A 26965-nucleotide genomic window follows, 5' to 3' on the forward strand; every position below is an offset into this window, starting at 1 on the left:
ATGTAATCTCACTGGGATGGATAAGATCAGTGAAGATGTTAAAGGGATCGCCGCGCCTCGCGCACCGGCGGGCTATCCGGCCTCATTTCCCTTCCCCCTCTGTCGGCAACACAAAGGTAAAGCAACTGCCGTAGGGGCGGCGGGCTTCTGCCGAGAGTTTGCCGCGGTGGCGTTCGATGATCGCGTGGCTGATGGTCAGGCCCATGCCCATCCCCTGTTTTTTGGTGGTGTAGAACGAGTCAAACACCCGCGCCATCACCGCCGGGTCGAGGCCGATGCCGGTATCCGCAATGCAAAAACGCAGGTAACCCGGTGCCGGGTTGCTGGAGGAGAGCGTCAGCAGGCGCGGGCGGTCGGTGATGTCGGCCATCGCGTCGATGGCGTTGGCCACCAGATTCAGCAATACCTGCTGGATCTGCACACTGTCACTCCAGATGCCGGGCTGTTCGGCCTGTAACTGGTACTCCACGGCCACCCGCTGGCGCTCCAGTTCGCTGCGCGACAGCATCATGATGTGGTGGGCGATCTGGTGCAGATCAACGCGCGCGAAAGAGGGCGGCTGGTTACGCGTCAGCGCCTGCAAACTGCGGATGATTTCCCCGGCCCGCTGCCCTTCAGTGATGATCTCCTCCAGCCCGGCGCGGGCGTTGCCCAGTTGCGCCGGGTCACGGCCCAGCCAGCGCAGGCTCGCCCCGGCGTTGGAGACAATCGACATCAGCGGCTGGTTGATCTCATGGGCGATGGAGGCCGTCAGCTGGCCGACAGTGGTGGCGCGCGCCACCCGCGCCAGATCGGCCTGCGCCACCCGTGCGGCGTCTTCCGCCTGCCGGTGGGCGGTGATGTCGGTGATGGTGCCGAAATACTCATTGACCTCCGCCCCGGCCTGCACCGGGTTGCCGATCCCCAGCAGGTAACGGGTAGCGCCATCTTCGCGGATAATGCGGAACTCGGCGCGCATCGTGACATGGTCACGCACGCTTTCCGTCACCAGTGTGCTGATGCGGGGGTGGTCATCCACGTGAACCCGTGTCAGGAAATCCGCCATCGAAATACTTTTCTGGCTCGGCGGCAGCCCTAAAATGCGCCCGTACTCGTCGGAAATCACCATCAGATCCTGCTGCACATCCCAGCGCCAGGTGCCGGTGTGGCTGATCTGCTCGCCCAGCATCAGTGACGTCTGGCTGGCACGCAGCTCTTTCTCGACCCGGCGGCGCTGGATGTTCTCCTCCAGCAGCTCCGCATAGAGCCGGGCGGTTTCCAGCGACACCGCCGCCTGCGCCGCCAGAATGCCGATGATTTTTGAATGCTCCGCGGTAAACACCTCCGGCATCAGCCGGTTCTCCAGATAGAGCACGCCCACCAGCCGGGCCTGTTTGAACATCGGCACGCACATCACTGCCGCGCCGGACGTGACCAGATAGGGGTCCTGGCTGAACGGGCTGAACTCGCCCGGCTTGCCGGTGCGGATCTCCTGCCCGGTGCGGATCACCGCAGAAAGCACCGACAGCGGCAGATCGGTTGCCCCCGGCACCGCTTTCACAATCTGTACCTGCACACCGCCGGAGGTGGTGTCAGCACAGGCCTCAATCTCCGGCAGGTGGTTCCCGGCCACGCGGATCAGCAGCCCGCGCTGCGCCCCGGCGCGCTCCAGCAGCATGGTCATCAGAATCTGGATCAACCGCCCGAGGTTGATCTCTTCAGAGAGTGCGCGCGAGGCGTTAATCACGCTTTGCAAGTCACGGATCTCCTCATTCTGGGCAAAGGCGATGGTGTCGTAAGGCGAGGTGTGCCGCGGCACCACCAGATGCGGGTACTGCCGCTCAAGCTGCCGCACCCTGGCCTGCGCACCGCAACGTCCCCAGGCCGCCATCGCGCCCCGGAAGTGGGCATCAGCCGCCGTGGGGTAGCTGCGTGCCTGTACAAAACGCCCGGCCAGTTCGTGCGCCAGCCCGTTGATGTGATCAAAGGCGGCCTCGCGGGAGAGGCGGATCGCCTTCTCATACAGCTTCATCGCCAGGCTGTAGTGCGCATCAAGCCGCGCCATCTCGGCATACACCAGCGCCTCTTTGTCGGCGAAGGTGCCGGGGTTCAGCTGCGCCCACAGCGCGAGTTTGCGGTAGTGCGGTTGCAGCCAGCGGCGGTGTGCCGGGGTGATGCTCTCCGGCGTCAGCTGCTGGGTCAGGGAAAGAATGCTGAACAGGTGGTAATCAAGCAGGTGGATATGCCCCGGCGCTGACCAGCTCAGGGTGCCGGCGGTGCTGAGGTCATCGGCGGCCTGGGCGAACTCCCCGGCCGCGAAGTGCGCCAGCGCCTTGTAGAGCCAGTACCAGAACATCAGCGTCGGCATCGGGTCACGCGTGCCCGGCAGCAGGGTGTCGGGCAGGAAACCGGCCCCGGCGGGGGAGGCGGCGTTCGGGTCGCGCAGGTGCTCCACCAGATGCCGTTGGATCAGCAGAATGGTTTCCACATCCTGGAAATGCGCCTTGCGCACAAACGCCAGCCCCCGGTCGATGCTGGTCAGCACGGCGTCAAGGTGGTCGCCGCGCGTCAGGAAATTGATCACCTGATGGCAGGTGGCGAAACAGGCAGAGGTCAGATCGCCGTGGGTAACGCCCGCCGTAAAGCAGGCTTTGGCGCATTCGACGGTGAAACTGAGCGGCTGCGTCCAGACGCTGAGCTGGTCGAGCGGCAGCAGGATGCGCGCTTCGGCGTTAAGGTAGCCGTGGCGGCTGACCAGCTCCCGCGCCAGCAGGCCATAGCGGAAACCACGCTGGTACGTCTCGTAGCGGTGGCCGATCAACACGCCGAACCAGGCCAGCGCCGTCGCCCCGGCCCCGGTCATGCCGTGGTCGAGCGTCAGGTGCAGCATCCGGCAGAGGATCAGGAAATGCAGGCGCGGGCAGCAGAAACTGGCGAAAATCCCGGCGCTGGCGAGCAGGTTCATGACCGCTTCGGTATCCCGGTCATCCATGCGCGGCAGGGCCTTGAACACCGCTGCCGGATCATCGCCTACCCGTGCGACGATTGCCTCATGGGCGTCGTCGCATTCGCGCGCGTCCGGGTAGCGGCTGAGCGAAATGCCGAACACCGACAGCCAGGCGATGGCCGTCTCCAGCGCCTGTTGCCGGTGCGATTGCCGCATGTGGATCTCCGCCAGCAGGCAGGCAGCCACCGCTTTTTCTGCCAGCCCGCCGGGCCGGCCCGCCAGTTGCGCACAAAGCCTTGCCGCGGTGGCGAGGTTGCCGAGCAGAAACTCGCACTCCGCCTCTTCCAGATCCAGCGTGAAGGTGAGCTGGTGATCGTCCGGCGCATTTTTGTCGGCCAGCGCGCGGGCGGTGCGCAGGTAACCCAGTGCCGAGAGCGAGTCGCCGGTGCGTTTGGCCCGCTGGGCCGCCAGCAGGCTCAGTTCGCGGAACATCCGGCGCTGCGGCAGCGGTTCAATCGCCTCAATCGCCGATGCCACATGGTGAACCGCCCGGAACAGCGTGTCGTTGCCGGTCGCCTGTTGCGACATCTCCGCCAGCAGGCTGGCCGTGGCCAGATGCAGGTGGCTCTTTTCCGCCGGGTCCAGCAGCGCAAACGCGGCTTCCTGCACCCGGTTATGGGTAAATGCGTACTCATTGACGGATAACGTGATCAACTGGGCCGCCACGGCCGGGTGCAGCACCCGGCACATTTCAGTGATGCCGGTTCCCAGCACGCGGGTGAGCACCGCCAGATTCCCGGCATTGCCCAGGCAGGCCAGGCTGCCGAGCAATTTCCGCGTGTCGGGCGGCATCTGCGCCAGTTGTTGCAGCACCAGCCCGGCGACATTCTCGGTGTAATGGCGCGCGCGGATGGCCGGCAGATCGTAATGCCATTTTTTATGCGGGGTATGGTGGGTCACCAGCCCGTCATCCACGATGCGTTTCACAAATTGCTGCACGAACAGCGGGTTGCCGCCGGTTTTTTCGTGCACCAGCGCCGCCAGGGAGGCAATGCCCGCCACCCGTGTCTGGAAGGCGTCTGCCAGCCAGCGCGTGACGCCCTTTACCGTCATCGGTTCCGGCCGGATCTCAGTGACCTTCGCCGCGGCAGCCCGTAACCCGGCCAGCGGCGGCCCGCCGTGGGTGTGGGTGTCGTCGCGGTACGCCACCACCATCAGCAGCGGCAGTGTGGTGCTGTTGCTCACCACATATTCCAGCAGTTGCAGGCTGGCCGCATCCACCCAGTGGATGTCATCAATCATCAGCACCAGCGGGCAGCAGGGCGTGGCGAACGCCTTGATCAGGCAGAGCACCATGTGGTTGAAACGCGCACGGGCATCAATCGACAGCGTATCCGGCGGGATCCACGAGGGTTGCGCCAGCAACAGGCCCAGCTCCGGCACCAGGTTCACCGCCAGCCCGGCATAACTGCCGAGCGTCTGGCTGAGCCGCGCTTTCCAGCGGGCAATCTCCGCCGCCGGCAGCCCGAGAATATGCAGCGCCAGTGACCGGAAGGCGGACGTCAGCACCGCATAGGGCAGCGCCGGTTGGTACTGATCCACACGGCTCACCGCCAGCAGCACCGGCTGGTGTTGCAGCGCACTCAGCGCCGAGGCGATCAGTGACGATTTCCCGATCCCGGACGGCCCGCTGATGACCACCAGCGCCTGCGTGCTGCGGTGGTTTACCCCGCTGAAGGCCTCAAGCAGCGCCTGGCTCTGCGGGTGGCCGGTGAACAGCGCGTCAGAGAGCGGCAGGGCGGCCGCGCGATCCTGCAAACCCAGCGGAAAGGGCGTAAGGCTGCCGGACGGGGAGACGGTGGCGCGGCAGCGGCGGAGATCGGCCATCAGACCTTCGGTGGTCTGGTAACGGTTTTCTGGGGATTTGGCCAGCAGCCGCAGAATAATCGACGAGAGGATATCCGGCGTGCCGGGGCGTACCTGATGCGGCGGGCGCGGCTCGGAGGCGATATGGTGATGCACCCACTCCGCCTGTCCGCCCTCGGTCAGGTCAAACGGCAGGCTGCCGGTCAACAGCTCATACAGCACGATGCCGAGGCTGTAGAGATCGCTGCGGTGGTCCACGGCGCGCCGGGTGCGGGCGGCATGTTCCGGTGACATATAGGCAAGTGTCCCGCCCGCTGCCGAGACGGTGGTGCGGGCGCCGGTGCCGGTCGCGCCTGATGCCAGCCCGAAGCCGCCGAGGCGGCAACTGCCGTCATTATTGATAAACAGGTTGCCGGGTTTGATGTCGCCGTGGATAAGGCCGTGCTGGTGCATCTGCAACAAGGGCGCGCAGAGGTTCAGCGCCAGATCCAGGAAGGCTGCCATGTCCCCGGCCGGGGTGCCGGTGATGCGCGTCAGGGTTTCAAACGGGAAAGGGCGATAGAGCAGCGCATAGCGGCCGTGATACAGCGCCGTGGCCACCGGGATCACCGCCCAGTCCGGCGCGAGGTGGCCGCGCAGGGCGAACTCATTTTTCAGCAGCAGCGTCGCCTGCGGCTCCGCCTCTTCCCCGGCGGCGGTGGCCAGAATGTATTCGCGGCCGCAGACCGGGTGCCGGCACCATGACCAGGTGAGGCAGCCATCCTGGGCCAGCGGCATAAACACCACGCGCTCATCCAGCGTAAAGGCCGGTTCGTCAGCCGGGTCATCCGGGGCGGGCCAGGCGGACTGGGGGGCGTTGTTGCTCATCGGGTTCCTCCGGCATACCGTGCCCGGTAGGGCGGCACACCGTCAACCGCGCCGCTTGGCTTATTTCCGGTCAGGCCGGTCAAGCACGCGCTGGATATGTTCTAAAAGTGTATCAATATTGATAGGTTTACGTAAAAAAGCAACGGCCCCAAGGTCCAGGGCCGCGCGCTCCATCTGTTCATCACCGTGACCGGAGATAAAAATCACCGGCGGCGGGGCGGGGTAACGCGCCAGATGGTCAAACAGTTCAAACCCGCTCATCCCCGTGAGTTTGACATCAATAATCGCCAGGATGCTGGCCGCTGTGCCGGCGTCGTGCAGAAAGGCTTCCGCTGACGCAAACACCGCCACGCTATACCCCTCCGACTGGAGCAGATTGCTCAGCCCGCGGCGGACGGAGGGTTCATCATCGATAACGGCAATGCACGGCGACATCATCCCGGTGTCCTCTAACGCGGCGGGGCAGCAGGCGGTTCAGTGCCCGTTTCCGGCGGCGGGGTGCCGCTGATTTTAGGCACGCACTCATGCCGGAACCAGGCCATCGTCAGTGGCTGGCGGTTAATAAGCCGCCGGATCGCCGGAATAATCTGCTCCCCGACCAGCATCCCGAACAGCCCCAGCAGGGCCGCTACCGGCGGTGCGGGCGACGGCACGGCAATCGCGACGTACACCACCCCTGCCAACAGGCCGGTCAGCAGAGAAACGAGATAGGCTTTCAGCATCATGCCTCCGGGTGCGAAAGGGAGACCGCCGCAGGCGCGGCCGCCGGGGCGTGTTGGGAAACGGCGCGCTGTGCAACAGGGTGGCTGGCCTGTGCACTGTTTTGTGCGAGCAGGGCGCTGCCCTGGGTCGCCAGCACACCGCCCAACACCATGCCGAGCAGGCCGGTCAGCGCTATCGCCGGGGGCGCCGGTGACCGCACCTTCAGCAGCGCGTAAAGCAAGCCGATAAGGATACCGGCCCCAAAAGAAAGCAACCAGGTGCTCATGGAACATCTCCCGTGGGAAAGGGCCGGCCGGGCGGGTGACCGGCCGGCGCAGGCGGCTTAGCGGGCCGGTACCGGCGACAGCGTGCGGTGGTCGCCCGGCAGGCGGGCTTCCGCTTTGTGCACCATGGTGTAGGCGTAATCCACGCCCATGCCGTAGGCACCGGAATGCTCCCGGACGATGTCCATCACCGCGGTGTAAGTCTCTTTGTGCGCCCAGTCACGCTGCCACTCCAGCATCACCTGCTGCCAGGTCACCGGGATCACGCCCGCCTGGATCATGCGCTGCATGGCGAAATCATGCGCTTCTTTGGTGGTGCCGCCGGAGGCGTCCGCCACCATGTAAATCTCATAGCCGCCTTCCAGCATCGCGCACAGGGCGAAGCTGTTGTTGCACACTTCCGTCCACAGGCCGGAGACCACCACTTTTTTCTTGCCGGTCGCGGCCAGCGCATCACGCACTTTCTGGTCATCCCAGGAGTTCATGGAGGTGCGCTCCAGGATGTCGTGGGTCGGGAACACATCCAGCAGTTCAGGGTAGGTATGGCCGGAGAAGCTCTCGGTTTCCACCGTGGTGATGATGGTCGGGATATTGAAGACTTTCGCCGCTTTTGCCAGCGCAACGGTGTTGTTTTTCAGCACCTGGCGGTCGATGGACTGCACCCCAAAGGCCATTTGCGGCTGCTGGTCGATGAAGATCATCTGGCAATTGTCCGGCGTCAGGACTTCAAGTTTCGTGTTGGTCATAGCGGTACCCATTGAGGTTGGTGTAACAAGGAAAAGGCAGCCGGCAAAAGGGCGCGGCCGCAGTCATAACTCTCAGGGTGCATGGTAGGGCGGGCGCAGCGGCGGCACTATTATCTTTAGGTATACCTATCCCTACGTATAACTAGACGCTGCGTCGCCCCGCTGACCATAATCCGGCCACATCCTGCCGGGGCGCCAACACGCCCGGCGGGGGCGGCTGAGTATGTTGATCACGCCGGATAGGGTGCCGCTGAGGCAACGCCTGTTCCGGCGTGTATTTACCCTGTTTTATCCGGACCCTTTCATCCACTACGTTCAGGAGATCGCCATGAGCACCATCACCACCCAAGACGGCACGCAGATCTATTACAAAGACTGGGGCACCGGCAAGCCGGTACTGTTCAGCCACGGCTGGCCGCTGGATGCGGACATGTGGGACAGCCAGATGAACTTCCTGGCGGAACGCGGCTACCGCGCCATCGCCTTTGACCGTCGCGGGTTTGGCCGTTCCGACCAGCCGTGGGAAGGGTATGACTACGACACCTTCGCCTCTGACATCAACGACCTGATCACCGGACTCGATCTCAACGAGGTGACGCTGGTGGGCTTCTCGATGGGCGGCGGGGACGTGACGCGCTATATCGGCCGTTACGGCAGCGACCGCGTGGCCGCGCTGGTGCTGCTGGGCGCGGTGACACCGATTTTCGGCAAGACGGATGACCATCCACAGGGCGTGGATCAGAGCGTGTTTGACGGCATCAAAGAGGGCCTGCTCAAAGATCGTGCGCAGTTCATCAGCGATTTCGCCACGCCGTTCTACGGCCTGAATGCCGGGCAGAGCGTCTCTGAGGGCGTGCTGACCCAGACCCTGAACATCGCGCTGCTCGCCTCGCTGAAAGGCACCATCGACTGCGTGACCGCCTTCTCTGAGACGGATTTCCGCGACGACATCAAAAAAGTCAGCGTGCCGACGCTGGTGATCCACGGCAGCAATGACCAGATCGTGCCGTTCGAGGCGACCGGCAAACTCTCGGCAGACCTGATCCCCGGCGCGGAGCTGAAAGTCTACGACAACGGCCCGCACGGCTTTGCAGCCACCCATCAGGATCAGCTGAACGAAGACCTGCTGGCGTTCCTGCAATCCCGTTAACCCGGCCTGAAGGTGGTGCCGCCCGGTGCCACCTGCTTTTTCTGGTGTTCTGCAACCGGCCGGTGAAGGCCGGGGATGTTATTGCCCACAGGAGAAGGTCATGAATAAAACCCGGTTTGGCGTGCTCGCTTTGGCGCTCTCCCTGAGCGCGTGCCCGGCGGCCTGGGCCGCCCAGAGCCTGGCGGTGGGTGCCCAATATGACACCACCCATGTTTACGTGCAGCCAGGCAAAATGGATGATTTCGTCAACAGCCTGCTGCACACCTTTGGCGGCAAGGCCACCCAACGCATCACCGCCGACGTCACCCCCACCCCCAGCGAGACGCTCTCCCAACTGGTGCTGACACCGGTCGGCAGCTTCTCGGTGTTTGATTTCCAGACCCCAACACCTTACCCGTTCGGCGATGAGCGCAACGGTTTTCTGGTGCGGGATATGGATGCGGCCGTGGCGCAGGCGAAAGCGGCAGGGGCGGATGTGCTGGTCGAGCCGTTCCCGGACCCGATTGGCCGCGATGCGGTGATCCAGTGGCCGGGCGGCGTGAATATGCAGCTTTACTGGCACACCAAAGCGCCGGATTACGCGCCGCTGAGCAGCGTGCCGGAGAACCGCGTCTACCTGTCACGCTACCGGGTAGAGGATTTCATCCGCAGCTACCAGCAGTTTTCACAAGGCAAAGTTGACCGTGACCAGCAGGTCAGCGCCGCCCTGATCGGCGAAACCCAGGGCACCGTGCGTGAAGTGGACCTCTCCTCTACCTTCGGCAAGGTCAAGATTTTCGTGACCGACGGCCACCTGCCTTACCCGTTCGGCCATGAGCGCACCGGTTACGGTGTCACCGATCTCCAGCAAACCCTGGACAAGGCGCTGGCCAGCCATGCGAAAATCCTCTGGCGTTCTGCCGATACCACCGCGCCCGCCGCGATGGTCGAATTCCCCGGCGGCTATATTGCCGAGATTCATCAGGTGAAAGCATAAAGTGATGTCATACCCCGCCCGCGCAGCGACATGCGCGGGTCAGGGTAAAGTGTGGGACGCTACCAGCGAAGTTCGGACGTGGGCATAAAGGTGACCGATCTTACATTATCCATCACGTCATAATTGATTTGCATACTGGTCGGTATAGGACGTCCATCTGCCTCATAAAGATCTGTCCAGCCAAACGCGCGTTTCATCACAATGTAGGGAGGCGCACTTCTTAATGGCGACCCAATATTTTCATGTACCCAACTGCGGGACATATTATTTTGTAAAGGAAGCGGTAGTTGATTAGGAAAAGCCCAATTATGACTTTCATTATGTTGGAGCCGAAGTGTTATCGATTTTAAAATTCGTCCATCACGTTTAAAGGATAAGAAAATTCCCTCTAATGCCATCTCCAGACTAAGCACAGGAGAGCCTGACGCTCCTTTCGGCGGGGATTTGTACACAATCAATCCTGAATCAACAAGCTCAATGTAACTCTTTCCTAAGCTATTAATCATTGCATCAACATTTACGGTCATTTATAAAATTCCATTTTACTGTTTAGTCCATCCATAAAATAATGGGAAAATAAATGCATTTATATCTCGCCACCTGCAATCTGAATAATGTATTTTTCTGAATGGAATTCTACCATTAATAAGGATTCCAATTTGACAGCCTGTTCCTTTGTAACATTGAAACCCCCCACACCCTTAATAAATGACTCTTTTTCTATAGTGTCAAATCCCATGATCTCAATCACTAGATCTAGTTGATAATTAGGTATTTTTATTTCTTTAATTAACTCTTCACTACATTTATCAAATATCTCAATAGAATAAGAAATCATTACTTTTCAACCTTTCTCATTGGGTTTGCAAGTTTTGTCTGTTTTCCCGATACAGGATCAAACTCCCCAAGATGCCTGCGCCCTGATTTATCATATATTTCTACAGTACCATGTTGAGAATCCCATTCATAAATTCTCCCCTGGGTATCTTTCCATCTGGATATCAGCTCCCCACCGCTTTAAATTTAAATAAATATAAAATGACGAAATATCTACTGCCCGGTGGCGGTTATAATATCGGCAGGGCTTGCCTGCCATTACTCTGCCTGCACAGAAATCTATACAGGCAGACGGGATTTACCATCTTAATCTTGAGGTTGGAAGGAAGTTTATCGACTTAGCCATATCAGCCATATCATATAAAATGATCATCGTTATAGGTATATGAAAATCTTCTATTTTAAAACGTTCCCTCCAGCCGAACTCTGTTTTCATGACAATTTTAGGGGGGATGCTTTTATCCGGTTTTCCAAAGGTTTCATGCACCCAATCTCGGGACATTTCTTGTTTAAGTGGGGATGGGAGTTCATTAGGAAAAAACCATTCCGTCTTGTCAGACCTCAACCGCAAAGCAATATCACTGAGTGCTTTCTCTTTATCGTTATCAAAAGCCAAAAAAATACCTTCACTTTTCATATCCAGTGTCAGATAAGGATCACACTGTGTGCCTTGCGGCGGCGTTCGGTAGGTAATAACCCCGGCCTCGAAGATAGCTTGATATGGCTTTTCCAAACTGCGTATGAGCAATGTAGTATTTATAGTCATTTGTATAACCCTAATTCTGTGTTAATTCTGTGCATTTCTTGTCTGCACGCGTCCAGTTCTGCCTCTGTAGCGCCATATTCTTCTATCAGTACCGGTTTAATTTGGTCAAAATCCTTATTTATGGCCACACGTAGGTTGTAAGAGTCCGGTACCATCTGAAAACGGTTTCGTCCACCATAGGTCGCACTGTTCTGGCGGTGTACTTTCTCAGGAATGGCAATGGCTGCAACTTGATCGGCCATAGGCTCAATTTCATCTGGTGATAACTCAGAATATTCCCGGCGTAAGTACAAAATTACGGCCTGACGTGATGGCATGTGATCCACATGATAATGCCCCTGCCTGGAGCGTCCGTTAAAATCACGGTACGGTTTTACCTCCAGAAACTCCACCGGCGGCTTGCTCAGATAAATATAAATCGGCGCAATGTCCGCCACCGGCAGGATCAGGATGTAATCCGCGAAACTTTTCTCGTCCGGGGCCGGGCTGGTGGTGGCCCGGGGACCGGTGCTGTCGGGCAGCGGGTTCACCATCACCGGGTTTGGCAGCTTCGGAGGATTCGGGTTGCCGGTGTTCGTGGGAACATGCACCCCGGAATGGTCCGGCGTCCAGATAATCGTGACGGGGCTTTCTTCCTCGGTGGTGAAGGTGTACGCCTGCCGCTGGTTGTCCCAGTCCATGCTGCGCACCCGCACGCTGTCCCGGCCCGGCGGCGTGTGCCAGCCGCGCGGCACCGGGTTGCCCTGTGCATCGCTTTCCCAGGTGAAACGCACCCGGCTCGGGGCGGTGCGCATCTGTTCGGCGCGCATCCGGTCGATAAAGTCCTGCTCGCCGTCATTGAGCCGCCCCGGCATCATGCCGACCAGCAGCCCGGCGACGGGCGCGCCGAAGCCCCCGGCGGCCACCGTGCCTGCGCGTACCGCCCAGGTGCCGTAGGGCGTGAAGCGCCCCGCGACCTGCTCAAGTACCGCCGCCCCGGCGGTGGCGGTGTGTGCCCGCGCGGCGGCGCTGGCGGCGGCAACCGCCGCCTGATAGTCCATCTCCTCATGGTTGCCGTTCAGCCAGCGGTAGAGCGCACTGCGCTTTTTGGGTTTTGGGATATCCTCCGGCGCGGGCGGTTTTCTTTTTGCCACCTGCGCGTGCTGCGGTACGTCCGCCTCCGGCAGCGCCCGGAAAATCCCCATCTCGGCAAAGTGGGTGTGCGGCTCCGGGGCATCCCCGGCATCATTACAGCCCTCGCCGCGCAGACAGGATTTGGCAAACACCCGGTTGCGCTCGCGCGCTGCTGCCTGCTGTAACGCCTGGGCTTCCCGCTCCGCCTGTTGGGCGGCCAGCATCGCGGTGTGCTTCTCCTGCGCCACCTGTTGCGGCGAGGGGCCGCGCCCCAGCCACTCTCCCAGCGGGGCAATAATGCGGTTGCTGCCGGGCGGGCAGCCACAGCTCACCAGCCCGCCGTCCACCGCCACCGGGCTGCCATGAATGGTAAAGCGCGTGTCGCCGTCAATCACCCGGCCGCGCCGGCCGCACTTAGGGCAGTCGCTGGTGACATCGCCGCGCCGGATAACCGCGTGGCCATAAACGTTGTACTGGGCGAGCGGGAGTGAGGGGAGCAGTCGTGCGCCGGTGGTGGTTTTGTCACAGGAGAGCGCCTTGCCGCGCCCGAGAATATTGGGCCGGTATCCCATGATTTACGCCCCGGTGATGCGCAGGAAATCCTCCGGCAGCGGCACGCCCTGCTGTGCGATGAGGTAGCAGCTGCCCTGGGGCGTGCTGATAATCTCATCGCCGTTAGCGAGGCGGCTGCCGACCAGCGCCACGCCCCGGTCCTGGTAGGCGTGCAGGCTGCCGGCACTGCTGATAATCCGCGCGCTGCTGCCGTCCGGGTAGGTGACGGTGCAGCCTTCTGTCAGCACACTCACCCATTGGCCGTGCTCGAGCCGGATTTTATAGCCCTGCTCCGGGTCAGGGTTAAACTCATCGGCCACGCCGCCGCGGCGGGTCAGGCTGCCTGCCACGGCGAGGCGGTAAATGGCCGTTACCGGATGCGCGCGATGGAATGCCTCCTGGGTGGCTATCAGCGCTCGGGCGTCGTCGTTCATCTCCGCAAGCTGAGCAGCGGTAAACACAGGTTCATTTATCGACGCCACTAAGGCCGGGGTCAGATCGTTGGTGTAGTGTTGCGGCATAAGAATCCCTTGCAATCTATGTGGATAAATTGCGGAGTATCATACGCGCAACGAGAAATTCGGGTGATGTGCCACATGGCACAGGGCGCCGCGGCGGCGGGCCTGCTTTCCCCACGCTTGCCACCACCGCCCGGAGCCGATATTGTCCGCGCTTGTGGTTAACAACCAGGACGCCGTAGCACTATGCGACTCTCTTATCTGCCCCTGCTGTTGTCGGTTTGCGCGCCGCTGGCGTGGGCGCACCCGCACAGCTTTATCACCATGCAGGCGACGCTCCTCCAGCAGGATGCGCAGCTGACCGGCCTGCAGATGCGCTGGACGATGGATGAAATCACTTCTGCCGATCTGCTGTATGACGCCGGGGACGCGCCGCCCGACTCGGAAGTGTGGAAAAAGCTCGCCGCTGAGGTGATGGCCAACGTGTTGGGCCAGCACTATTTCACCGAGTTCTACCATGACGGCCAGCGGGTCAAATTCCATAACCTGCCGCCCTCTTACCGCCTGCTGCGTGAAGGGCATAAGGCAGTGCTGGAGTATGTGCTGCCGCTGGCCACGCCGCAGCCGCTCAAAGGCCAGACGTATACCTTCTCCACCTTTGATCCGACCTATTTTGTGGATATGCACTACGACAACGCCACCAGCCTGCATCTGCCGCCGGAGATGGGCGCCTGCACCATTACGCTGGACACCCCAACGCCTGACGCCTCGCTCCAGAACTATGCCCTGTCGCTGGATAAAGCCGATGCGCCGCCGGAAGACATGGATCTCGGCCGCCAGTTTGCCCAGAAGGTGACCCTGACATGCCAGTGATTTCCCAGATACAGACGTTACGCCGCCGCCGTTGGCTCCAGCTCTGGCCGCTGCTGTTGCTGGCAGCCGTGCTGCTGCTGGGCGGGTTGTGGCTGATGCAGCACTGGCCCTCGCTGTTGTGGCAGGGCACCCAGTGGCAGCGCAGCCTGAACGGGCAGATCGCCGCGCTGATGCAGCAGGTCAGGGCCGAGCCGCAACGCGCCGGGCTGGTTCTGGTGCTGTTCAGCCTGTTGTACGGCATCCTCCACGCAGCCGGGCCGGGGCACGGCAAACTGGTGATCACCACCTATCTGGCGACCCACCCCTCCCGGTTGAAAAGTAGCCTGCGCCTGACCTTTGCCGCGTCGCTGTTACAGGGCAGCGTGGCGGTGGCGCTGGTGACGCTGCTGCTCGGCGTGTTTGATCTCTCCTCACGCCAGTTGCACCAGAGCAGTTTCTGGCTGGAGCGCGGCAGTTACCTGCTGGTAATGGGGCTGGGCGTGCTGTTGATGGGCCGCGCATTCAGGGCGCTGCGCCAGCACTGGCACAGCCTGCGGCAGCCGTTCCGGGCATTGCGGCCGCTGAAGGGGGAGCCGCATGTGCACAGCGAACACTGCGGCTGTGGCCACCGCCATATGCCGACCGATGAGGCACTGGCGGCGGCGGGGGATTGGCGCACCCGCGTCGCGCTGGTGCTGTCGATGGGGCTGCGCCCTTGCTCGGGCGCCATCATGATGCTGCTGTTCGCCAAGGTGATCGGCGCTTACCTCTGGGGCGTGGTGGCGGCGTTTGTGATGGCGTTCGGCACCTCGCTGACCATTTCGCTGCTGGCATTGGGCGTGCACAGCCTCCAGCGGCTGTTGATGCGCAACCTGCGCAGCGGCCCGGTGCCCGCCTGGCGGCGTATCGGCCGCGCCTCCCTGACCCTCGCCGGGGGGCTGTTGCTGCTGGCGACCGGGCTGTTCCTCTGGTTCAGCGCCCAGCCGGGGCTGACCGGCAGCGGCAATCCCTTGCTGCGCTAACCCCCACAGGGAGGCATCGCCTCCCTTTTTTTATGCCTGAATTTTGCCTTTTCCGGTATGCCGTGGTTGCAACCCCTGCGGACAAATTGTTATGTTATTACATATCAAGAAGCAGGATTTGGATAAAGGGCAGACGTTTTGGCGAACGGAACCGCAGAGTTATTGGTTGTTTCAGCGTTTTCACTGGCGTTTGCCGGTGAGGAAAAACTGTCGCAGCTCTCGTTTAGCCTGCGGGCCGGTGAGCGGGTGGCGCTGATTGGCGCGTCCGGTTGCGGAAAATCCCTGACGGCCGGGGCGCTGCTCGGCGTGCTGCCGCCAGAGGCCACCTGGCGCGGCAGTGTACGCCTTGACGGCCATGAGGTAGCAGGGCTGCACCCAGCCCGGCGCGCAGCCGGGCAGCGGGTGGCCGCGATTTTTCAGGACTCCGCCTCTGCGCTCAACCCGCTGGTGACGGTCGGCAAGCAACTGATGAAGGTGCTGGCGACCCAGCCGGGCGACGCCGCCGCGCGGGCTGCGTCGCTGCTGCGCGAGGTGGATTTTGACGACCCGGCGGCCATCCTGTCCCGTTACCCGATGCAACTCTCCGGCGGCCAGCGCCAGCGGGTCTGCATTGCGCTGGCGCTGGCCTGCCGCCACCGGCTGGTGGTGGCCGATGAGCCGACCACCGCGCTGGATCTCACCACCCAGCAGCATGTGGTGGCCGCGCTGACACGCCTGACCGCCCAACCGGAACCGCCTGCACTGCTGTTTATCACCCACGATATCGCGCTCGCGGCCCATTTATGCCAACGCGCGCTGGTGATGGCGCAAGGGCGGATCGTGGAGCAGGGCACCTTTGACCAGCTGACCCACGCCCCGCAACACCCCTATACCCGTGAGCTGGTGAGCGCCGCCCGCCGCGCGGGGGAGGCGATTGCCCCGCTGCACCCGGCGATGCCTGCGGTGAGGGCGCTATGACGATGCCTTTCCTGACAATGGACGGCGTAAGCTACCGCCCGCCGTACACCGCCCAACCGCTGCTGCATGACATCACGCTGCATATGCAGGCGGGCGAGCGCATCGGGCTGGTGGGGCGCTCCGGCAGCGGCAAATCCACACTGCTGAACCTGCTGCTGGCGCTGGCCCCGGCCACGCAAGGCACCATCTGCTGCTTACAACAGCCGGTGCGGCCGGGGTCGGTGCGCTCGCTGCGCGACTACCGACGCCGCGTGCAATACATCCCGCAGGACCCGGCCACCAGCCTGCACCCACAGATGCGCGTCAGCGATCTGTTGCTTGAGCCGTTGCGCCGGTTGGGCCATGAACGTGACCCGGCACGACGCATCGCCGAGGTGCTGGATCAGGTCGGGCTGGCGGGCAGCATCGCGCACCAGTGCGCCGGGCAGCTCTCAGGCGGGCAGGCGCAGCGGGTGGCGATCGCCCGCGCCATCATCCTGCGGCCCGACTTTTTGCTGGCGGATGAGCCGCTCAGCAGCCTGGATTTGCCGCTGCGTGAGCAGATTACCGCGCTGTTCGCCCACCTGGCGGCGGAAACCGGCATGGGGATGCTGATGGTCTCCCATGATATGGCCTGCGTGGCCGCCCTGTGCCCGCGGATGGTGGTGCTGGAGCAGGGGCAGATCGTGGAAGATCGCCCCACCGCCCAGTTACTGGCCGGCCCGGCCCACCCTTGTACCCGCGCCCTGCTGGCTGCGGTTCCCCGGCTGACGGCCCCGCGCCTCGCCTCCTGAGCGTTAAAAAGGACAATCCCGTGAATAACCCGTTTTTTTCCCTGCCGAAGGCCGGTCTGCTGGCCGGAATGCTGTTGCTGTCAGGCTGTTTCAATGAACCGCCGCCGGAAACGCAGGAGGACGACGGGCCGCGGATCCGGCTGGCGATGCTTCAGCCGCCGCGTTCCGGGCTGACGCCGCTGAGTGACGACGCCTTTAAGCTCTCCCGCTGGCGCACGGCGGAAACCCTGGTGACGCTGGACCCATTAGGCGAGGCGCAACCGGCGCTGGCGACCCACTGGCAACAGCTTGATGCCCGGCGCTGGCGTTTTACCTTGCGCGAAGGCGTGCAGTTCCACGACGGCAGCCCACTGACCGCCGAAAGTGTGGTGAATGCGCTGACCACCGCCGCCCATGCCGCGCCGAAACCGCGCATCCTCGACGGCGTGACCCTGGGTGCGGTGGCGGACGGTGATCACAACGTGATCGTCACCACCGCCCAGCCTGACCCGCTGATCCCGCAGCGGCTCTCCAGCCCGCAGCTCGCCATCCTCGCGCCTTCCGCCTATGGCAAAAACGGCGTGGTCAACCCGGTGAAAGCCGGCACCGGGCCGTTTGTGCTGACGCAGGTCAACGGCACCAGCAGCGCCCGGCTCGACCGTTTTGCGCATTACTGGGGCACCAAAGCGCGCGCGGCGGGCATTGATGTGGCCTTTGTGCCGGACGGCACCGCGCGCGCCGCCGCCTTACGTACCCACACCGCGGACATCGTCGAGGCGGTGCCGGTGTCACAGGTGGCGCTGCTCGACCCGCAACGGGTGCATGAGGTGCCGATGCCGCGCACCAATACCCTGTACCTCAACACCCGCACCGGCCCGTTCCGTGACCCGGCATTGCGGGCGGCGGCACGTCAGGCACTTAACCGGCAGCAACTGATCGACAACGTCTACGAACGCCGCGCTGACCGTGCCGACGGGCTGCTTGGCCCGGCGCTGCCGTGGGCGGCCGCGTTGCGTCAACCGGTGGCCGCACCCACTGCACCGGCGTCACCCAACGGCGCGACCATCACCCTGGCGACCTTCAGTGACCGTGCCGAACTGCCGGAAGTCGCGACCTATCTCGCCCAGCAGCTCAGCGCCGCCGGGTTCACGGTGAAACAGGTGGTGCGGGAGTACGCGCATATCGAAGCAGACGCGCTGGCAGGCAAGTTCGATGCCTTTATCCTCTCCCGCGCCACGGTGCTGGACTCAGGCGACCCGGTGGCCTATCTCTACAGCGATTTCGCCTGTAAAGGGTCGTTTAACCTGTCGCAACTCTGCGATGCGCGCATCGATCAGGCGCTGGAGCAGGCGGCGGCCATCCCGGCCGGGGCTGAACGGCGGCAGGCGATCATGGCGGCCGAGCAGCTGATTCTGGCCTCTGATGCGGCCCTGCCGCTGCTGCATGAACGGGTTATCCAGGGCGAAGCGGCGGGCGTACGCGAGGCGGCGCGCGATCCGCGTGAACGGATGCTGGTCACCTCTGACACCACAGTGTTAACGGACTAAGCCGTGCGCGTTTTTCATCGATTCTGCCTGGGGGCAGACAGGCTGTTGCCGCTGCTGTCACGCCTCGTCACGCTGGGCGCGGTGGTGGCGCTGGTGGGGATGTTGCCGTGGCTCTCCGGCCGCGATCCGGCGCTGGCGCTGCTGCGGGCGCGATCCGGCGATCAGGAGGCGACACCGGAGACACTCAACGCCATCCGCGAGGCGCTCGGGCTGGAACAAGGGCCGCCGGCACTGCTGCAACAGTGGCTGCGCGGCCTGCTGCACGGCGATGCCGGCACCTCCTGGGTGTCCGGCCAGCCGGTCGGGCCGGGGATGTTGCAGGCAGCCGGTGTCTCCCTGACGCTGATGGCGTTTGCGCTGCTGGTGGCCGTGCTGGTGGCCGGGCTTATCTGCCTGCGCCCGTTTCTGGCCGGGCTGAAAGGCCGGGCGCAGCGCCCCGGCGGCAGCGTGCCCGCCGCGCTGACCGCCTTGCCGGAGTTTTTGCTGGCCTCCCTGTTGTTGCTGGTGGGGGCGGTCTGGCTTCAGGCGTTCCCGCCCTTTGGCTGGCGCAGCCTGCACCATGCGGTGTTACCGGCGCTGGCGCTGGGGATCCCGGCCGGGGGGCTGCTGGGGCGGCTCTTTTCTGATGCGTTCGCCGCCACCTTCCATGAGAAATGGCTGTTGACCTGGCAGATGGCCGGTGTGCCGCGCCGCCAGATTGCCGCGGCAGTGTTCCGGCGCACGCTGCCGGGGCTGCTGTCACAGGTCGGGCTGGTGATCATCGGGCTGACCGGCGGGGCAATGGCGGTGGAAAAAGTGTTCGCCATTCCGGGGCTGGGGCGCGCCACACTGGGCGCGGTGGCGGCGCAGGATCTCCCGGCGTTGCAGACCGGCCTGCTGCTGCTGTTGCTGCTGGCGTGTGGCGTCGGTGCAGCGGCCAATCTGGGACGGCGCGCACTGCTTGGCCCGGCACTGCACGCCGGGGCGTTACCGGCTGCCATGCCGGCGCCCCGCCTGCCGTCGGGGGCGTGGATCGTCCCGGCTGCGTGCGCGCTGCTGCTGCTCATTACGGTTATCGCCGGCCTGCCGCGTGACCCTGTCACGCCGATGTTTATGCGCTTGCAGACGCCCGGCTGGGATCTGCCGTTCGGGGCGGATGCCACCGGGCGCGATCTGCTGGCGCGGGTGGCGCATGGCGCGCTGCATACCTGTGCGCTGGCGCTGGCGGTGACGTTTGCCAGCCTGGCGATCGGGCTGCTGGCCGGGCTGTTTCCGCGCCTGAGCAGCGGCCCGGTGGAGGTCGCCAACGCCATGCCGCCGGTGATCGCCGGGCTGGTGGTGGCGGCGGTGAACGGCCCGACCGCCGGGGGCGCGGCGCTGGCGGTGATGGCCACCAGTTGGGCACCGCTGGCGGCGCACACCGCCGCGCTGGTCAGCGAGATCAACGCCCAGCCGCATATCCGCATTCTGCCGGTGCTGGGGGTCGGCCCGTGGCGGCGGACGCTGCGTTATCTGCTTCCGGCGCTGAGCGGGCCGTTGCTGCGCCATGCGATGTTACGGCTGCCGGGGATTGTGCTGGCGCTGGCGGCGCTCGGTTTCCTGGGGCTGGGCGCACCGCCGCCCGCGCCGGAGTGGGGGCGGGTGCTGGCCGAAGGGATGCCGTACCTCGAGCGTGCAGGCTGGGCAGTGCTTGCGCCCGGTGGCGCGCTGGTGCTGTTTTCAGTACTGGCGGTGACCACCGCCGGGCTGGCGGGGCGGCGCAGACGGGCACGGGCAACTATAGTCAACAGGTCAACCACTATTGGGGCTGCCTGATGAAGAGTCTGTCACTGAAAAATGCCAACCCTGCCGCCCTCGCCATGCTCGCGACCGGCGCACTCCTGCTGGCTGCCTCGTCGGCGCTGCTCATCCGCTACTGGCCGGACTTTATCCAGGCCTGCCTCAATGCGCAGATTTACCTGCACCGCTCTCTGGTGCTCTATCTGCTGCAACAGCATAACCACCAGGCCAGCGGCGGGCTGATGCTGACGCTGTGCAGTTTTCTCTACGGGGTGCTGCACGCGGTGGGGCCGGGCCACGGTAAATTTGTTATCACCACCTATCTGGCCAGCCACCGGCAGCAACTGAACACCAGCCGGATCATCACCCTGCTCGGCAGCCTGACGCAGGGGGTGACCGCGATCCTGTTCGTGCTGGTGCTGGCGGTGCTGTTTAATTTCTCGATGGGCGATCTCAGCCGCAGCCGCTACTGGGTGGAGAAAATCAGCGCATTGCTGATCGCCGCGTTCGGGCTGGTGGTGATGCTGCGCGCCGCCGGGGTGAATGGGCGCGGCAGTGCGCAGCATGACGCGGGCTGCGGTTGCGGGCATTCTCACCCGCCGGATACCGGCGGGAAAAACGCCCTGTGGGTGATCGCGGCCATCGGCATCCGGCCTTGCAGCGGCGCGATTCTGATCCTGGTGTTTGCCAATGCCCTCGGCATGTTTACCTGGGGCATGATCGCGGTGATGGCGATGGCGCTCGGCACGGCCCTGGCCGTCACACTGCTGGCGACGCTGGTGCACCACGCGCGGGAGCGGATTATTGCCGCGCCGGGCGGGCTGGCAGGGCGTTACCTGCCGCCGGTGGCCCGTGGCGTGATGATGTGCGGCGGCGCGCTGCTGATGCTGTTTGCGCTGGTGCTGTTTACCTCGGTGATCCCGGTCAGCGCCAACGGGGATTTCATCGCCGCCGGGTGTTAACGGCGAAAAAAAAAGGCGGCCACCGGCCGCCCTGCATACACGTATTGCGGCGATTACTCGCCGATCCGGTAACGCTCCAGCCAGTGCGCGTAAGGGGCCGGCAGCACCCAGGAGGGTTTCTCCACCTGGAGTTGCTGCGCCAGACGGTAGCTGTAGTGCGGGTCAGCCAGCATGGCGCGGCCAATCATCACCAGGTCCATATCCCCTTCGGCAATGCAGCGTTCCGCAACGGAAGCCGCTTCCACGCCCCAGGAGGAGGCAACCGGCAGGTCTGCTTCGTTGCGAACACGGCGGGCCACCGGTGCCAGGAAGCCCGGCCCCCACGGAATGTTACTGTCCGGCGTGGAGAAGCCGACGCTGACGTTCAGCATATCCAGCCCTTTTTCGCGCAGGATGTTGGTCAGGGCAATCGCCTCCGACAGGGTTTCCTCGTCGCGGCCGTCATACTCAATCACACCAAAACGGGCGGTCAGCGGCAGATCCTGTGGCCACTCGGCGCGCACGGCGTCGAAGGTTTCAATCAGGAAGCGGCTGCGGCCGGTGAAATCACCGCCGTATTCGTCGGTACGCTGGTTGGCGTGCACTGAGAAGAAGCTCTGTGCCAGATAGCCGTGGGCGAAGTGCAGTTCCAGCCATTCGAACCCGGCATCACGCGCGCGGCGCGCGGCTGCCACGAAATCTTCCGTGACGCGCTGGATGTCCGCTTTGGTCATGGCTTTCGGCACTTTCGGCAGGTTTTTGCCGAACGCGACCGCAGACGGTGACAGGGTTTCCCAGCCACGGGCATCGCCTTCCGGGATATGGTCGTCGCCTTCCCACGGCGCATTCGCGCTGGCTTTACGCCCGGCATGGGCGATCTGGATGCCCGGCACGGCACCTGCCTCTTTGATTGCTTTGGCGATGTTCGCCAGCTCTGCCGCCTGCTCATCATTCCAGATGCCGAGATCCCCTGGGGTGATGCGCCCTTCCGGGGCCACCGCAGTTGCCTCGACGATCACCAGACCCGCGCCGCCGCGTGCCAGCCCGGCGTAGTGTACCCGGTGCCAGTCATTTACCAGACCGTCAACCGCCGAGTATTGGCACATCGGGGGTACGGCAATACGGTTTTTGAGTGTCACGCTTTTCAGCGTGAACGGTGTAAATAGCTGAGCCATCGTTATCTTCTCTTTGTCATGAAATAGCGTGCCCGGTGAAATGGGCAAGGGCAAATAGCCTAGTGCCTTTCCTGCGCCGGCGAGTTGATATTTGTGCGGTTTGGGGTAGTCAAACGCCCATACAGCATTAACGACAGCATGGCCGACAGCGACAGCAGCGCCGCCGGCAGGGCGACGTAGTTGTACGCGAAATCCAGGGTGATCATCAGCCCGCCGCAGAACGCGCCCAGCGCGCTGCCGAGGTTGAAGGCGATCTGACCGCCCGCCGCGCCGAGCATTTCACCGCCTTTCGCATTTTGCAGCAGCAGGATTTGCAGCGGTGCCGAGAGCGCAAACAGCCCGGCGCAGCTGATAAACGCGAAGCTGAGCGAGGCCGCCTGGTGCGCGGAGAAGAAGAAAATCATCACCAGCGAGATAACAATCACCAGGTCGGTAATCACCGCGATACGCAGCGGCGGGACACGGGCAGATAATCGGGCACTTGCCAGGTTCCCCAGCACCATGCCCAGCCCGGCCAGCATCATAATGGCCGGCATCGCCGCTTCCGCGAAGCCGGAGACACCCAGCATCACCGGTTTGATGTAGCTGAACCAGGCAAACACCCCGGCGTTACCCAACAGGGTGGCCAGAAAGATCAGCCAGGGCGCGGGTGATTTCAAAAACCGGAACTGTTCGCGGAGTTTGGCCGTGGAGGTGTCCGAGAGCGTGGGGATCCAGCGTATCACCGCCAGCAATACCGCGAGGAAGAACGCCGCAATCAGCAAAAACGGCGCGCGCCAGCTGAATTCATGGCTCAGCCAGGTGCCGAGCGGAATGCCGACCAGGTTCGCCAGCGTCATCCCCGAGACCATGCCCGCCACCGCGGCGGTGACCCTGCCGGGGCGGGCGACTTTCGTCAGCATAATCGCCCCGACGCCAAAGAAGGCCCCGTGCGGAAAGCCCGACAGCAGCCGGCTGACCACCAGCATCAGATAGGAGGAGGAGCAGGCGAACAGCGCATTGCCGAGCACGCACAGCGCCACCAGAAACAGCAACTGGCTTTTCAGCGAGAACTTATTGGAAACCAGCGCCATGACCGGCGCGCCGATGACCACGCCGAGCGCGTAAAACGAAATCATATTCCCGGCGTCAGGGATCGGGATCTGCACGTCGTGCGCCAGCTCCGTCAATACGCCCATCATGCCGAATTCGGCCATACCCAGCCCGAATGCCCCCATCGCCAGCGCGATGACTACCTTTTTCATCCGATTGCCCTTTGTGTGGTTTGTTGTAGGGTAGCGCCTTACGCACCAGCCGGGGATTCACGATATCCCTGATTTTAGTCAACTTTCGGCTATACCCCGGCCACCGGCCTCAGCGCGGTTTTCAGGGCGTCGATAAACAGCGTCACCCGGCGCGGCAGATAACGCGCGGTGGGTAACACGGCCCAGATGGAGAGCGGCTGCGGGGCGGCATCACCCAACGCAATCTCAACCAGGCTGCCCTGGCTTAACTCCTCTTTCACATCCCAGTACGTCAGCTGGGAAAGCCCCAGTCCCTGAATGCATAACGCCCTGATGCCCTCAACGTTACTGGACGTGAAGCGCCCGTCCACGCTGTGGCTGATGATCTGCCTGTCCACCTCGAATGACCAGTTCAGCACGTTGGTCAGCCTGAGGCAGTTATGGGCGCGGAGATCGCTGAGGACGCCCGGCTTGCCGTGGCGGGCGAGGTAATCAGGCGAGGCGCACAGGATGCGCGGGTTATCCGCGATTTTCCGCGCCACCAGGCTGGAGTCCCGCAGTGGGGCGACCCGGACGGCCACATCAATACCGCGGCTGACGATGTCCACCACTTCATCATTGAGCTGCAAATCGACCCGCATTTCCGGGTTATTCAGCAGCAGATCGGGGATCAGCGGCACAATCGTCCGGCGGCCCAACCCGGAAGGGGCTGTGATGCGCAACAGCCCGCCCGCGCCCTGCGCTTCCGGCATAAACAGGGCCTTGGCGCTGGCTTCGGCGTCCGTCATCGCCCTGGCGTAAGGGATAAACTCTTCTCCCTCCTGCGTCAGCGACAGGGCGCGGGTGGTGCGCTGGATCAGCCGCTTGCCCACTTCGTGTTCCAGCAGCGCCAGCCGTCGTGAAACGGACATCGGCGACAGGTTAAGGCGACGCGCAGCCTGCGCCATACTGCCGCTTTCGGCGATCACCAGAAACAGGTGCACATCGCTGAGGTTCATCTTGTCACACGCTCCCGGAGATCACAGGGTAAGAGCGGCCAGTATAACGTGAAAGGTTATACCGGCCTATCCGTATAGGAGATTCAAACGGGGATCGGGACGGATTATATTGCAGGGAGAGATAAATCAGACCCCCGGAGACACCATGACTGCTTCACCCCTTTTCAGCCCCTTCACCCTGAACGGCCGCCCGCTTAAAAACCGCCTGGTGGTCGCGCCCATGACCCGCGTCAGCGCCTCGGAAGACGGCATCGCCAGTGAACGGATGAAAGCCTATTACCAGGACTTCGCCCGTGGCGGCTTTGGCCTGGTGATCAGCGAAGGCATCTATATCGATGCAGAATGGTCGCAGACTTACGCGTTCCAGTCAGGCATGGTCACCAGCAAACAGGCGGGTGCCTGGCGCAGCATTACCGACGCCGTCCACGCGCAGGGCAGCCGGATCATTGCCCAGATCCAGCATGCCGGTGCGTTGTCGCAGGGGAACGCCCACCGTTCAGGCAGCGTCGCCCCTTCAGCGGTACAGCCCGCCGGGGAGCAGCTCACCTTTTACCGCGGCGAGGGGCGCTACCCGGTGCCGCGCGCACTGGAGGAAGCAGAGATTCAGGCGATCATCACGCATTTTGCCGATGCCGCAGAGCGGGCTGTGCGTGAAGCGGGCTTTGACGGGGTGGAAATTCACGGCGCAAACGGCTATTTGCTCGACCAGTTCCTGACGGCGCACACCAACCTGCGCACCGACGCCTGGGGCGGTGACACCGCCGGGCGTTTGCGCGTGATCCTCGAGGTGATCAAGGCTGTCCGCGCCCGCGTGGGCCAGGATATCCCGGTCGGGATCCGCATTTCGCAGGGCAAGGTGAATGATTTCCACCATAAATGGGCGAACGGCGAAGAGGATGCCCGCACGGTATTCACGCTGCTGGCGGCGTCAGGTGTGGATTACATCCACGTGACGGAGTACGAGGCGTGGAAGCCGGCGTTTGCTGACAACCCGCTGTCGCTGGTGGCGCTGGCACGTAAATTCGCGCCGGGTGTGCCGCTGATAGCCAACGGCAGCCTGCATCAGGTACCGGAAGCAGAGTTAAGCCTGCAACAGGGCGCGGATTTGATCGCACTGGGCCGCGGCGCGCTGGCTAACCACGACTGGCCTGAGCGCGTCCGCCAGGGCGAGCCGCTGCGTGATTTCAACCGCGATATCCTCGGCCCAATCGCCGACATTAAAGAGAGTGAGCTGCCGTCCTGATCCTGTCAGGCCGCCCTGTGACCAGCCGCAGGGCGGCCATGCGGCTACGGCCCATCCACTACAATCCCCTGTTGTGTTTTCCACGCCTGCAGCAGCGCCGGGTGGGAGCTGGGGTAGCGCTGCGCCAGCACCCTCAGCGCGTCTATTCTGTCGGTTCTGAAGTGGCGGAAAGCCTGGCGCAACTCACACCAGCCCACCAGTAGGGTGGCAGCATCAAAATAGCCCAATGTCACCGGCCAGATCACCCGCTCGGACGCCTCAGCCTGCGCCGTCCGGTATATCAGTGCCACTTTATAGCGGCCGTGGATCGCCTCGCGCAGTTCAGCCTGGAACCGTGTCGACACCGGCTGTTCAGGCGGGCCGGCCAACACACTTTGCGAATGCACCGACTGCCGGGCGCATTCCGGCAGCACCGCGTGAATTTTTGCCAGCGCATCCTGGGCGGCGAGGCTTAAGGCCGGGTCGCCGTGCCGCGTCACCCAATGGATGCCGAGCAGCAGCGCATCCATCTCATCACGGGAAAACATCATCGGCGGCAGCAGGTTATCGGCATGCAGGACGTAGCCCAGCCCGGCTTCGCCGCGGATGTCCGCGCCCTGCGCGTTGAGGGAGGCGATATCCCGGTAGAGGGTACGCAGGCTGATGTCCAGTTCCCCGGCAAGCTGCTGCCCGCTGACCGGGTAACGGCGGCGGCGTAAAAGCTGAAGCAGGTTCAACAGGCGTTCCGCCCGGTTAATGCCTGATGCTGACATGTTTTGTCATTGCTCCGTGACAGAGTGTGGCCTCCATTCCTGAAGGAGAAAACCCCATGATAATGCCGAACCTGTTCATTCTCTATGTTGCCAGCCCACCGGAGAGCAGTGCCTTTTATGAAAAATTGTTTGAGCGCGCGCCCGAAGTCGTGCTGCCGACTTGGGCCGCCTTTGCTTTTGACAATGGCCTGCATCTGGGGCTGTGGTCGACCCATGCCAGGGATTTTGCCTCAGGTGGCCCCGGCCCGGCCACTGAACTGAGCATTATGGTGAAAGACCGGCAGGAGGTTGAGGCGCTGTACGCCCGCTGGGCCGGGCTGGGGGTGGAGATTGAACAGCCGCCGCATGATGCGGTATTTGGCCGAACCTTTGTGGCGTGTGACCCGGACGGCCACCGGCTGCGGGTCTGTATACCGGATTAGTGCCCCTCAGGCCTGCGGGCTTTATATAACGGATTAATCAACATTTATTGCCAGTTATCCGCATCAGGGAAAGCCCGCCG

26 protein-coding genes are annotated in these 26965 nt (G+C 63.1%); 11 read left to right on the top strand and 15 right to left on the bottom strand.

Going from position 1 to position 26965, the window contains the following annotated elements; translation table 11 throughout:
• Positions 1-82 precede the first annotated feature (82 nt).
• The 5 genes from JK232_RS10600 to JK232_RS10620 are packed head-to-tail and all read right to left on the bottom strand — an operon-like array spanning position 83 to position 7391.
• Complete coding sequence (locus JK232_RS10600) at positions 83-5659, bottom strand: trifunctional serine/threonine-protein kinase/ATP-binding protein/sensor histidine kinase (protein WP_212589147.1); 5577 nt, start codon at positions 5657-5659, stop codon at positions 83-85.
• A 60-nt stretch (positions 5660-5719) separates the two neighbouring features.
• A complete protein-coding gene (locus JK232_RS10605) occupies positions 5720-6097 on the bottom strand; it encodes a response regulator transcription factor (protein WP_212589148.1) in 378 nt (125 codons plus the stop codon).
• Between the two features lie 11 nt (positions 6098-6108).
• A complete protein-coding gene (locus JK232_RS10610) occupies positions 6109-6381 on the bottom strand; it encodes a DUF1427 family protein (protein ID WP_212589149.1) in 273 nt (90 codons plus the stop codon).
• Positions 6381-6647: a DUF1427 family protein gene (locus JK232_RS10615; RefSeq protein WP_212589150.1), complete on the bottom strand. Its 267-nt coding sequence runs from the start codon at positions 6645-6647 to the stop codon at positions 6381-6383. Before JK232_RS10615 ends, JK232_RS10610 begins: the two co-directional genes overlap by 1 nt.
• Before the next feature lie 57 nt (positions 6648-6704).
• Complete coding sequence (locus JK232_RS10620; RefSeq protein WP_072929205.1) at positions 6705-7391, bottom strand: hydrolase; 687 nt, start codon at positions 7389-7391, stop codon at positions 6705-6707.
• Between the two features lie 328 nt (positions 7392-7719).
• On the opposite strand from JK232_RS10620, the gene JK232_RS10625 reads away from it, so the two are divergent.
• On the top strand, positions 7720-8541 hold the full coding sequence (locus JK232_RS10625) for an alpha/beta fold hydrolase (RefSeq protein ID WP_212589151.1): 822 nt from the start codon (positions 7720-7722) through the stop codon (positions 8539-8541).
• A 100-nt stretch (positions 8542-8641) separates the two neighbouring features.
• Positions 8642-9517 carry a glyoxalase gene (locus tag JK232_RS10630; RefSeq protein ID WP_101855183.1) on the top strand — a complete coding sequence of 292 codons (876 nt, stop codon included), beginning with the start codon at positions 8642-8644 and terminating at the stop codon, positions 9515-9517.
• A gap of 59 nt (positions 9518-9576) precedes the next feature.
• On the opposite strand, the gene JK232_RS10635 is transcribed toward JK232_RS10630, so the two are convergent.
• The 6 genes from JK232_RS10635 to JK232_RS10660 form a co-directional block, all read right to left on the bottom strand.
• Positions 9577-10044 carry a DUF6392 family protein gene (locus JK232_RS10635; protein WP_212589152.1) on the bottom strand — a complete coding sequence of 156 codons (468 nt, stop codon included), beginning with the start codon at positions 10042-10044 and terminating at the stop codon, positions 9577-9579.
• Positions 10045-10103: 59 nt separating this feature from the next.
• Entirely contained in the window at positions 10104-10355 is a 252-nt protein-coding gene (locus tag JK232_RS10640) for a DUF7683 domain-containing protein (protein ID WP_101835996.1), read from the bottom strand.
• Positions 10355-10522 (bottom strand): colicin E3/pyocin S6 family cytotoxin, encoded by a 168-nt coding sequence (locus JK232_RS10645; RefSeq protein ID WP_246538494.1) that lies wholly within the window; start codon positions 10520-10522, stop codon positions 10355-10357. Before JK232_RS10645 ends, JK232_RS10640 begins: the two co-directional genes overlap by 1 nt.
• A 130-nt stretch (positions 10523-10652) precedes the next feature.
• Positions 10653-11120, bottom strand: coding sequence for a DUF6392 family protein (locus JK232_RS10650; RefSeq protein ID WP_212589153.1), 468 nt, complete (start codon positions 11118-11120; stop codon positions 10653-10655).
• On the bottom strand, positions 11117-12805 hold the full coding sequence (locus tag JK232_RS10655) for an S-type pyocin domain-containing protein (protein WP_212589154.1): 1689 nt from the start codon (positions 12803-12805) through the stop codon (positions 11117-11119). The genes JK232_RS10650 and JK232_RS10655 overlap by 4 nt, the downstream gene beginning before the upstream one ends.
• Positions 12806-12808: 3 nt before the next feature.
• On the bottom strand, positions 12809-13306 hold the full coding sequence (locus JK232_RS10660; RefSeq protein WP_212589155.1) for a hypothetical protein: 498 nt from the start codon (positions 13304-13306) through the stop codon (positions 12809-12811).
• Between the two features lie 183 nt (positions 13307-13489).
• Here JK232_RS10660 and JK232_RS10665 point away from each other — a divergent pair, with 183 nt between their 5' ends.
• The 7 genes from JK232_RS10665 to JK232_RS10695 all read left to right on the top strand — a co-directional run bounded on the left by JK232_RS10665 (position 13490) and on the right by JK232_RS10695 (position 21093).
• A complete protein-coding gene (locus tag JK232_RS10665; protein WP_212589156.1) occupies positions 13490-14116 on the top strand; it encodes a DUF1007 family protein in 627 nt (208 codons plus the stop codon).
• Complete coding sequence (locus JK232_RS10670) at positions 14107-15117, top strand: nickel/cobalt transporter (protein ID WP_212589157.1); 1011 nt, start codon at positions 14107-14109, stop codon at positions 15115-15117. Before JK232_RS10665 ends, JK232_RS10670 begins: the two co-directional genes overlap by 10 nt.
• Before the next feature lie 138 nt (positions 15118-15255).
• Complete coding sequence (locus JK232_RS10675; protein WP_212589158.1) at positions 15256-16074, top strand: ATP-binding cassette domain-containing protein; 819 nt, start codon at positions 15256-15258, stop codon at positions 16072-16074.
• Complete coding sequence (locus JK232_RS10680; RefSeq protein WP_212589159.1) at positions 16071-16847, top strand: ABC transporter ATP-binding protein; 777 nt, start codon at positions 16071-16073, stop codon at positions 16845-16847. Before JK232_RS10675 ends, JK232_RS10680 begins: the two co-directional genes overlap by 4 nt.
• 68 nt (positions 16848-16915) lie before the next feature.
• On the top strand, positions 16916-18373 hold the full coding sequence (locus JK232_RS10685) for an ABC transporter substrate-binding protein (RefSeq protein ID WP_212589231.1): 1458 nt from the start codon (positions 16916-16918) through the stop codon (positions 18371-18373).
• 99 nt (positions 18374-18472) lie between these two features.
• Positions 18473-20167, top strand: a complete 1695-nt coding sequence (locus tag JK232_RS10690) for an ABC transporter permease subunit (protein WP_212589232.1) — start codon at positions 18473-18475, stop codon at positions 20165-20167.
• Complete coding sequence (locus JK232_RS10695; RefSeq protein ID WP_212589160.1) at positions 20167-21093, top strand: nickel/cobalt transporter; 927 nt, start codon at positions 20167-20169, stop codon at positions 21091-21093. Before JK232_RS10690 ends, JK232_RS10695 begins: the two co-directional genes overlap by 1 nt.
• 53 nt (positions 21094-21146) lie before the next feature.
• Here the strand turns inward: JK232_RS10695 and JK232_RS10700 are convergent, their stop codons facing one another.
• From JK232_RS10700 to JK232_RS10710, 3 genes are all read right to left on the bottom strand, one after another.
• Positions 21147-22247 (bottom strand): NADH:flavin oxidoreductase/NADH oxidase, encoded by a 1101-nt coding sequence (locus JK232_RS10700; protein WP_072929221.1) that lies wholly within the window; start codon positions 22245-22247, stop codon positions 21147-21149.
• 59 nt (positions 22248-22306) lie between these two features.
• Positions 22307-23491 (bottom strand): MFS transporter AraJ, encoded by a 1185-nt coding sequence (araJ, locus tag JK232_RS10705; protein ID WP_101855135.1) that lies wholly within the window; start codon positions 23489-23491, stop codon positions 22307-22309.
• A gap of 89 nt (positions 23492-23580) precedes the next feature.
• Positions 23581-24468, bottom strand: coding sequence for a LysR family transcriptional regulator (locus tag JK232_RS10710; RefSeq protein ID WP_072929225.1), 888 nt, complete (start codon positions 24466-24468; stop codon positions 23581-23583).
• A 145-nt stretch (positions 24469-24613) separates the two neighbouring features.
• On the opposite strand from JK232_RS10710, the gene JK232_RS10715 reads away from it, so the two are divergent.
• Positions 24614-25711 carry an oxidoreductase gene (locus JK232_RS10715; RefSeq protein ID WP_212589161.1) on the top strand — a complete coding sequence of 366 codons (1098 nt, stop codon included), beginning with the start codon at positions 24614-24616 and terminating at the stop codon, positions 25709-25711.
• Positions 25712-25755: 44 nt separating this feature from the next.
• Here JK232_RS10715 and JK232_RS10720 read toward each other — a convergent pair whose 3' ends face one another.
• Positions 25756-26448: a helix-turn-helix transcriptional regulator gene (locus tag JK232_RS10720; protein WP_212589233.1), complete on the bottom strand. Its 693-nt coding sequence runs from the start codon at positions 26446-26448 to the stop codon at positions 25756-25758.
• 71 nt (positions 26449-26519) lie between these two features.
• Between JK232_RS10720 and JK232_RS10725 the strand changes: the two genes are divergently transcribed.
• On the top strand, positions 26520-26885 hold the full coding sequence (locus JK232_RS10725; RefSeq protein WP_212589162.1) for a VOC family protein: 366 nt from the start codon (positions 26520-26522) through the stop codon (positions 26883-26885).
• Positions 26886-26965: the final 80 nt, after the last annotated feature.

This window comes from Nissabacter archeti (assembly GCF_018257325.1).
Lineage (GTDB): Bacteria > Pseudomonadota > Gammaproteobacteria > Enterobacterales > Enterobacteriaceae > Chimaeribacter > Chimaeribacter arupi.

Excerpts from the sequence above, each read along its gene's own strand:
- JK232_RS10695 (WP_212589160.1), top strand. The coding sequence starts at position 20,167 with ATGAAGAGTCTGTCACTGAAAAATGCCAACCCTGCCGCCCTCGCCATG.
- JK232_RS10650 (WP_212589153.1), bottom strand. The coding sequence starts at position 11,120 with ATGACTATAAATACTACATTGCTCATACGCAGTTTGGAAAAGCCATAT.
- JK232_RS10670 (WP_212589157.1), top strand. The coding sequence starts at position 14,107 with ATGCCAGTGATTTCCCAGATACAGACGTTACGCCGCCGCCGTTGGCTC.
- JK232_RS10655 (WP_212589154.1), bottom strand. The coding sequence starts at position 12,805 with ATGGGATACCGGCCCAATATTCTCGGGCGCGGCAAGGCGCTCTCCTGT.
- JK232_RS10600 (WP_212589147.1), bottom strand. The coding sequence starts at position 5,659 with ATGAGCAACAACGCCCCCCAGTCCGCCTGGCCCGCCCCGGATGACCCG.
- JK232_RS10710 (WP_072929225.1), bottom strand. The coding sequence starts at position 24,468 with ATGAACCTCAGCGATGTGCACCTGTTTCTGGTGATCGCCGAAAGCGGC.
- JK232_RS10625 (WP_212589151.1), top strand. The coding sequence starts at position 7,720 with ATGAGCACCATCACCACCCAAGACGGCACGCAGATCTATTACAAAGAC.
- JK232_RS10680 (WP_212589159.1), top strand. The coding sequence starts at position 16,071 with ATGACGATGCCTTTCCTGACAATGGACGGCGTAAGCTACCGCCCGCCG.
- JK232_RS10605 (WP_212589148.1), bottom strand. The coding sequence starts at position 6,097 with ATGATGTCGCCGTGCATTGCCGTTATCGATGATGAACCCTCCGTCCGC.
- JK232_RS10715 (WP_212589161.1), top strand. The coding sequence starts at position 24,614 with ATGACTGCTTCACCCCTTTTCAGCCCCTTCACCCTGAACGGCCGCCCG.
- JK232_RS10635 (WP_212589152.1), bottom strand. The coding sequence starts at position 10,044 with ATGACCGTAAATGTTGATGCAATGATTAATAGCTTAGGAAAGAGTTAC.
- JK232_RS10685 (WP_212589231.1), top strand. The coding sequence starts at position 16,916 with ATGCTGTTGCTGTCAGGCTGTTTCAATGAACCGCCGCCGGAAACGCAG.
- JK232_RS10665 (WP_212589156.1), top strand. The coding sequence starts at position 13,490 with ATGCGACTCTCTTATCTGCCCCTGCTGTTGTCGGTTTGCGCGCCGCTG.
- JK232_RS10660 (WP_212589155.1), bottom strand. The coding sequence starts at position 13,306 with ATGCCGCAACACTACACCAACGATCTGACCCCGGCCTTAGTGGCGTCG.
- JK232_RS10630 (WP_101855183.1), top strand. The coding sequence starts at position 8,642 with ATGAATAAAACCCGGTTTGGCGTGCTCGCTTTGGCGCTCTCCCTGAGC.
- JK232_RS10620 (WP_072929205.1), bottom strand. The coding sequence starts at position 7,391 with ATGACCAACACGAAACTTGAAGTCCTGACGCCGGACAATTGCCAGATG.
- JK232_RS10615 (WP_212589150.1), bottom strand. The coding sequence starts at position 6,647 with ATGAGCACCTGGTTGCTTTCTTTTGGGGCCGGTATCCTTATCGGCTTG.
- araJ (WP_101855135.1), bottom strand. The coding sequence starts at position 23,491 with ATGAAAAAGGTAGTCATCGCGCTGGCGATGGGGGCATTCGGGCTGGGT.
- JK232_RS10640 (WP_101835996.1), bottom strand. The coding sequence starts at position 10,355 with ATGATTTCTTATTCTATTGAGATATTTGATAAATGTAGTGAAGAGTTA.
- JK232_RS10690 (WP_212589232.1), top strand. The coding sequence starts at position 18,473 with ATGTTGCCGTGGCTCTCCGGCCGCGATCCGGCGCTGGCGCTGCTGCGG.
- JK232_RS10700 (WP_072929221.1), bottom strand. The coding sequence starts at position 22,247 with ATGGCTCAGCTATTTACACCGTTCACGCTGAAAAGCGTGACACTCAAA.
- JK232_RS10610 (WP_212589149.1), bottom strand. The coding sequence starts at position 6,381 with ATGCTGAAAGCCTATCTCGTTTCTCTGCTGACCGGCCTGTTGGCAGGG.
- JK232_RS10725 (WP_212589162.1), top strand. The coding sequence starts at position 26,520 with ATGATAATGCCGAACCTGTTCATTCTCTATGTTGCCAGCCCACCGGAG.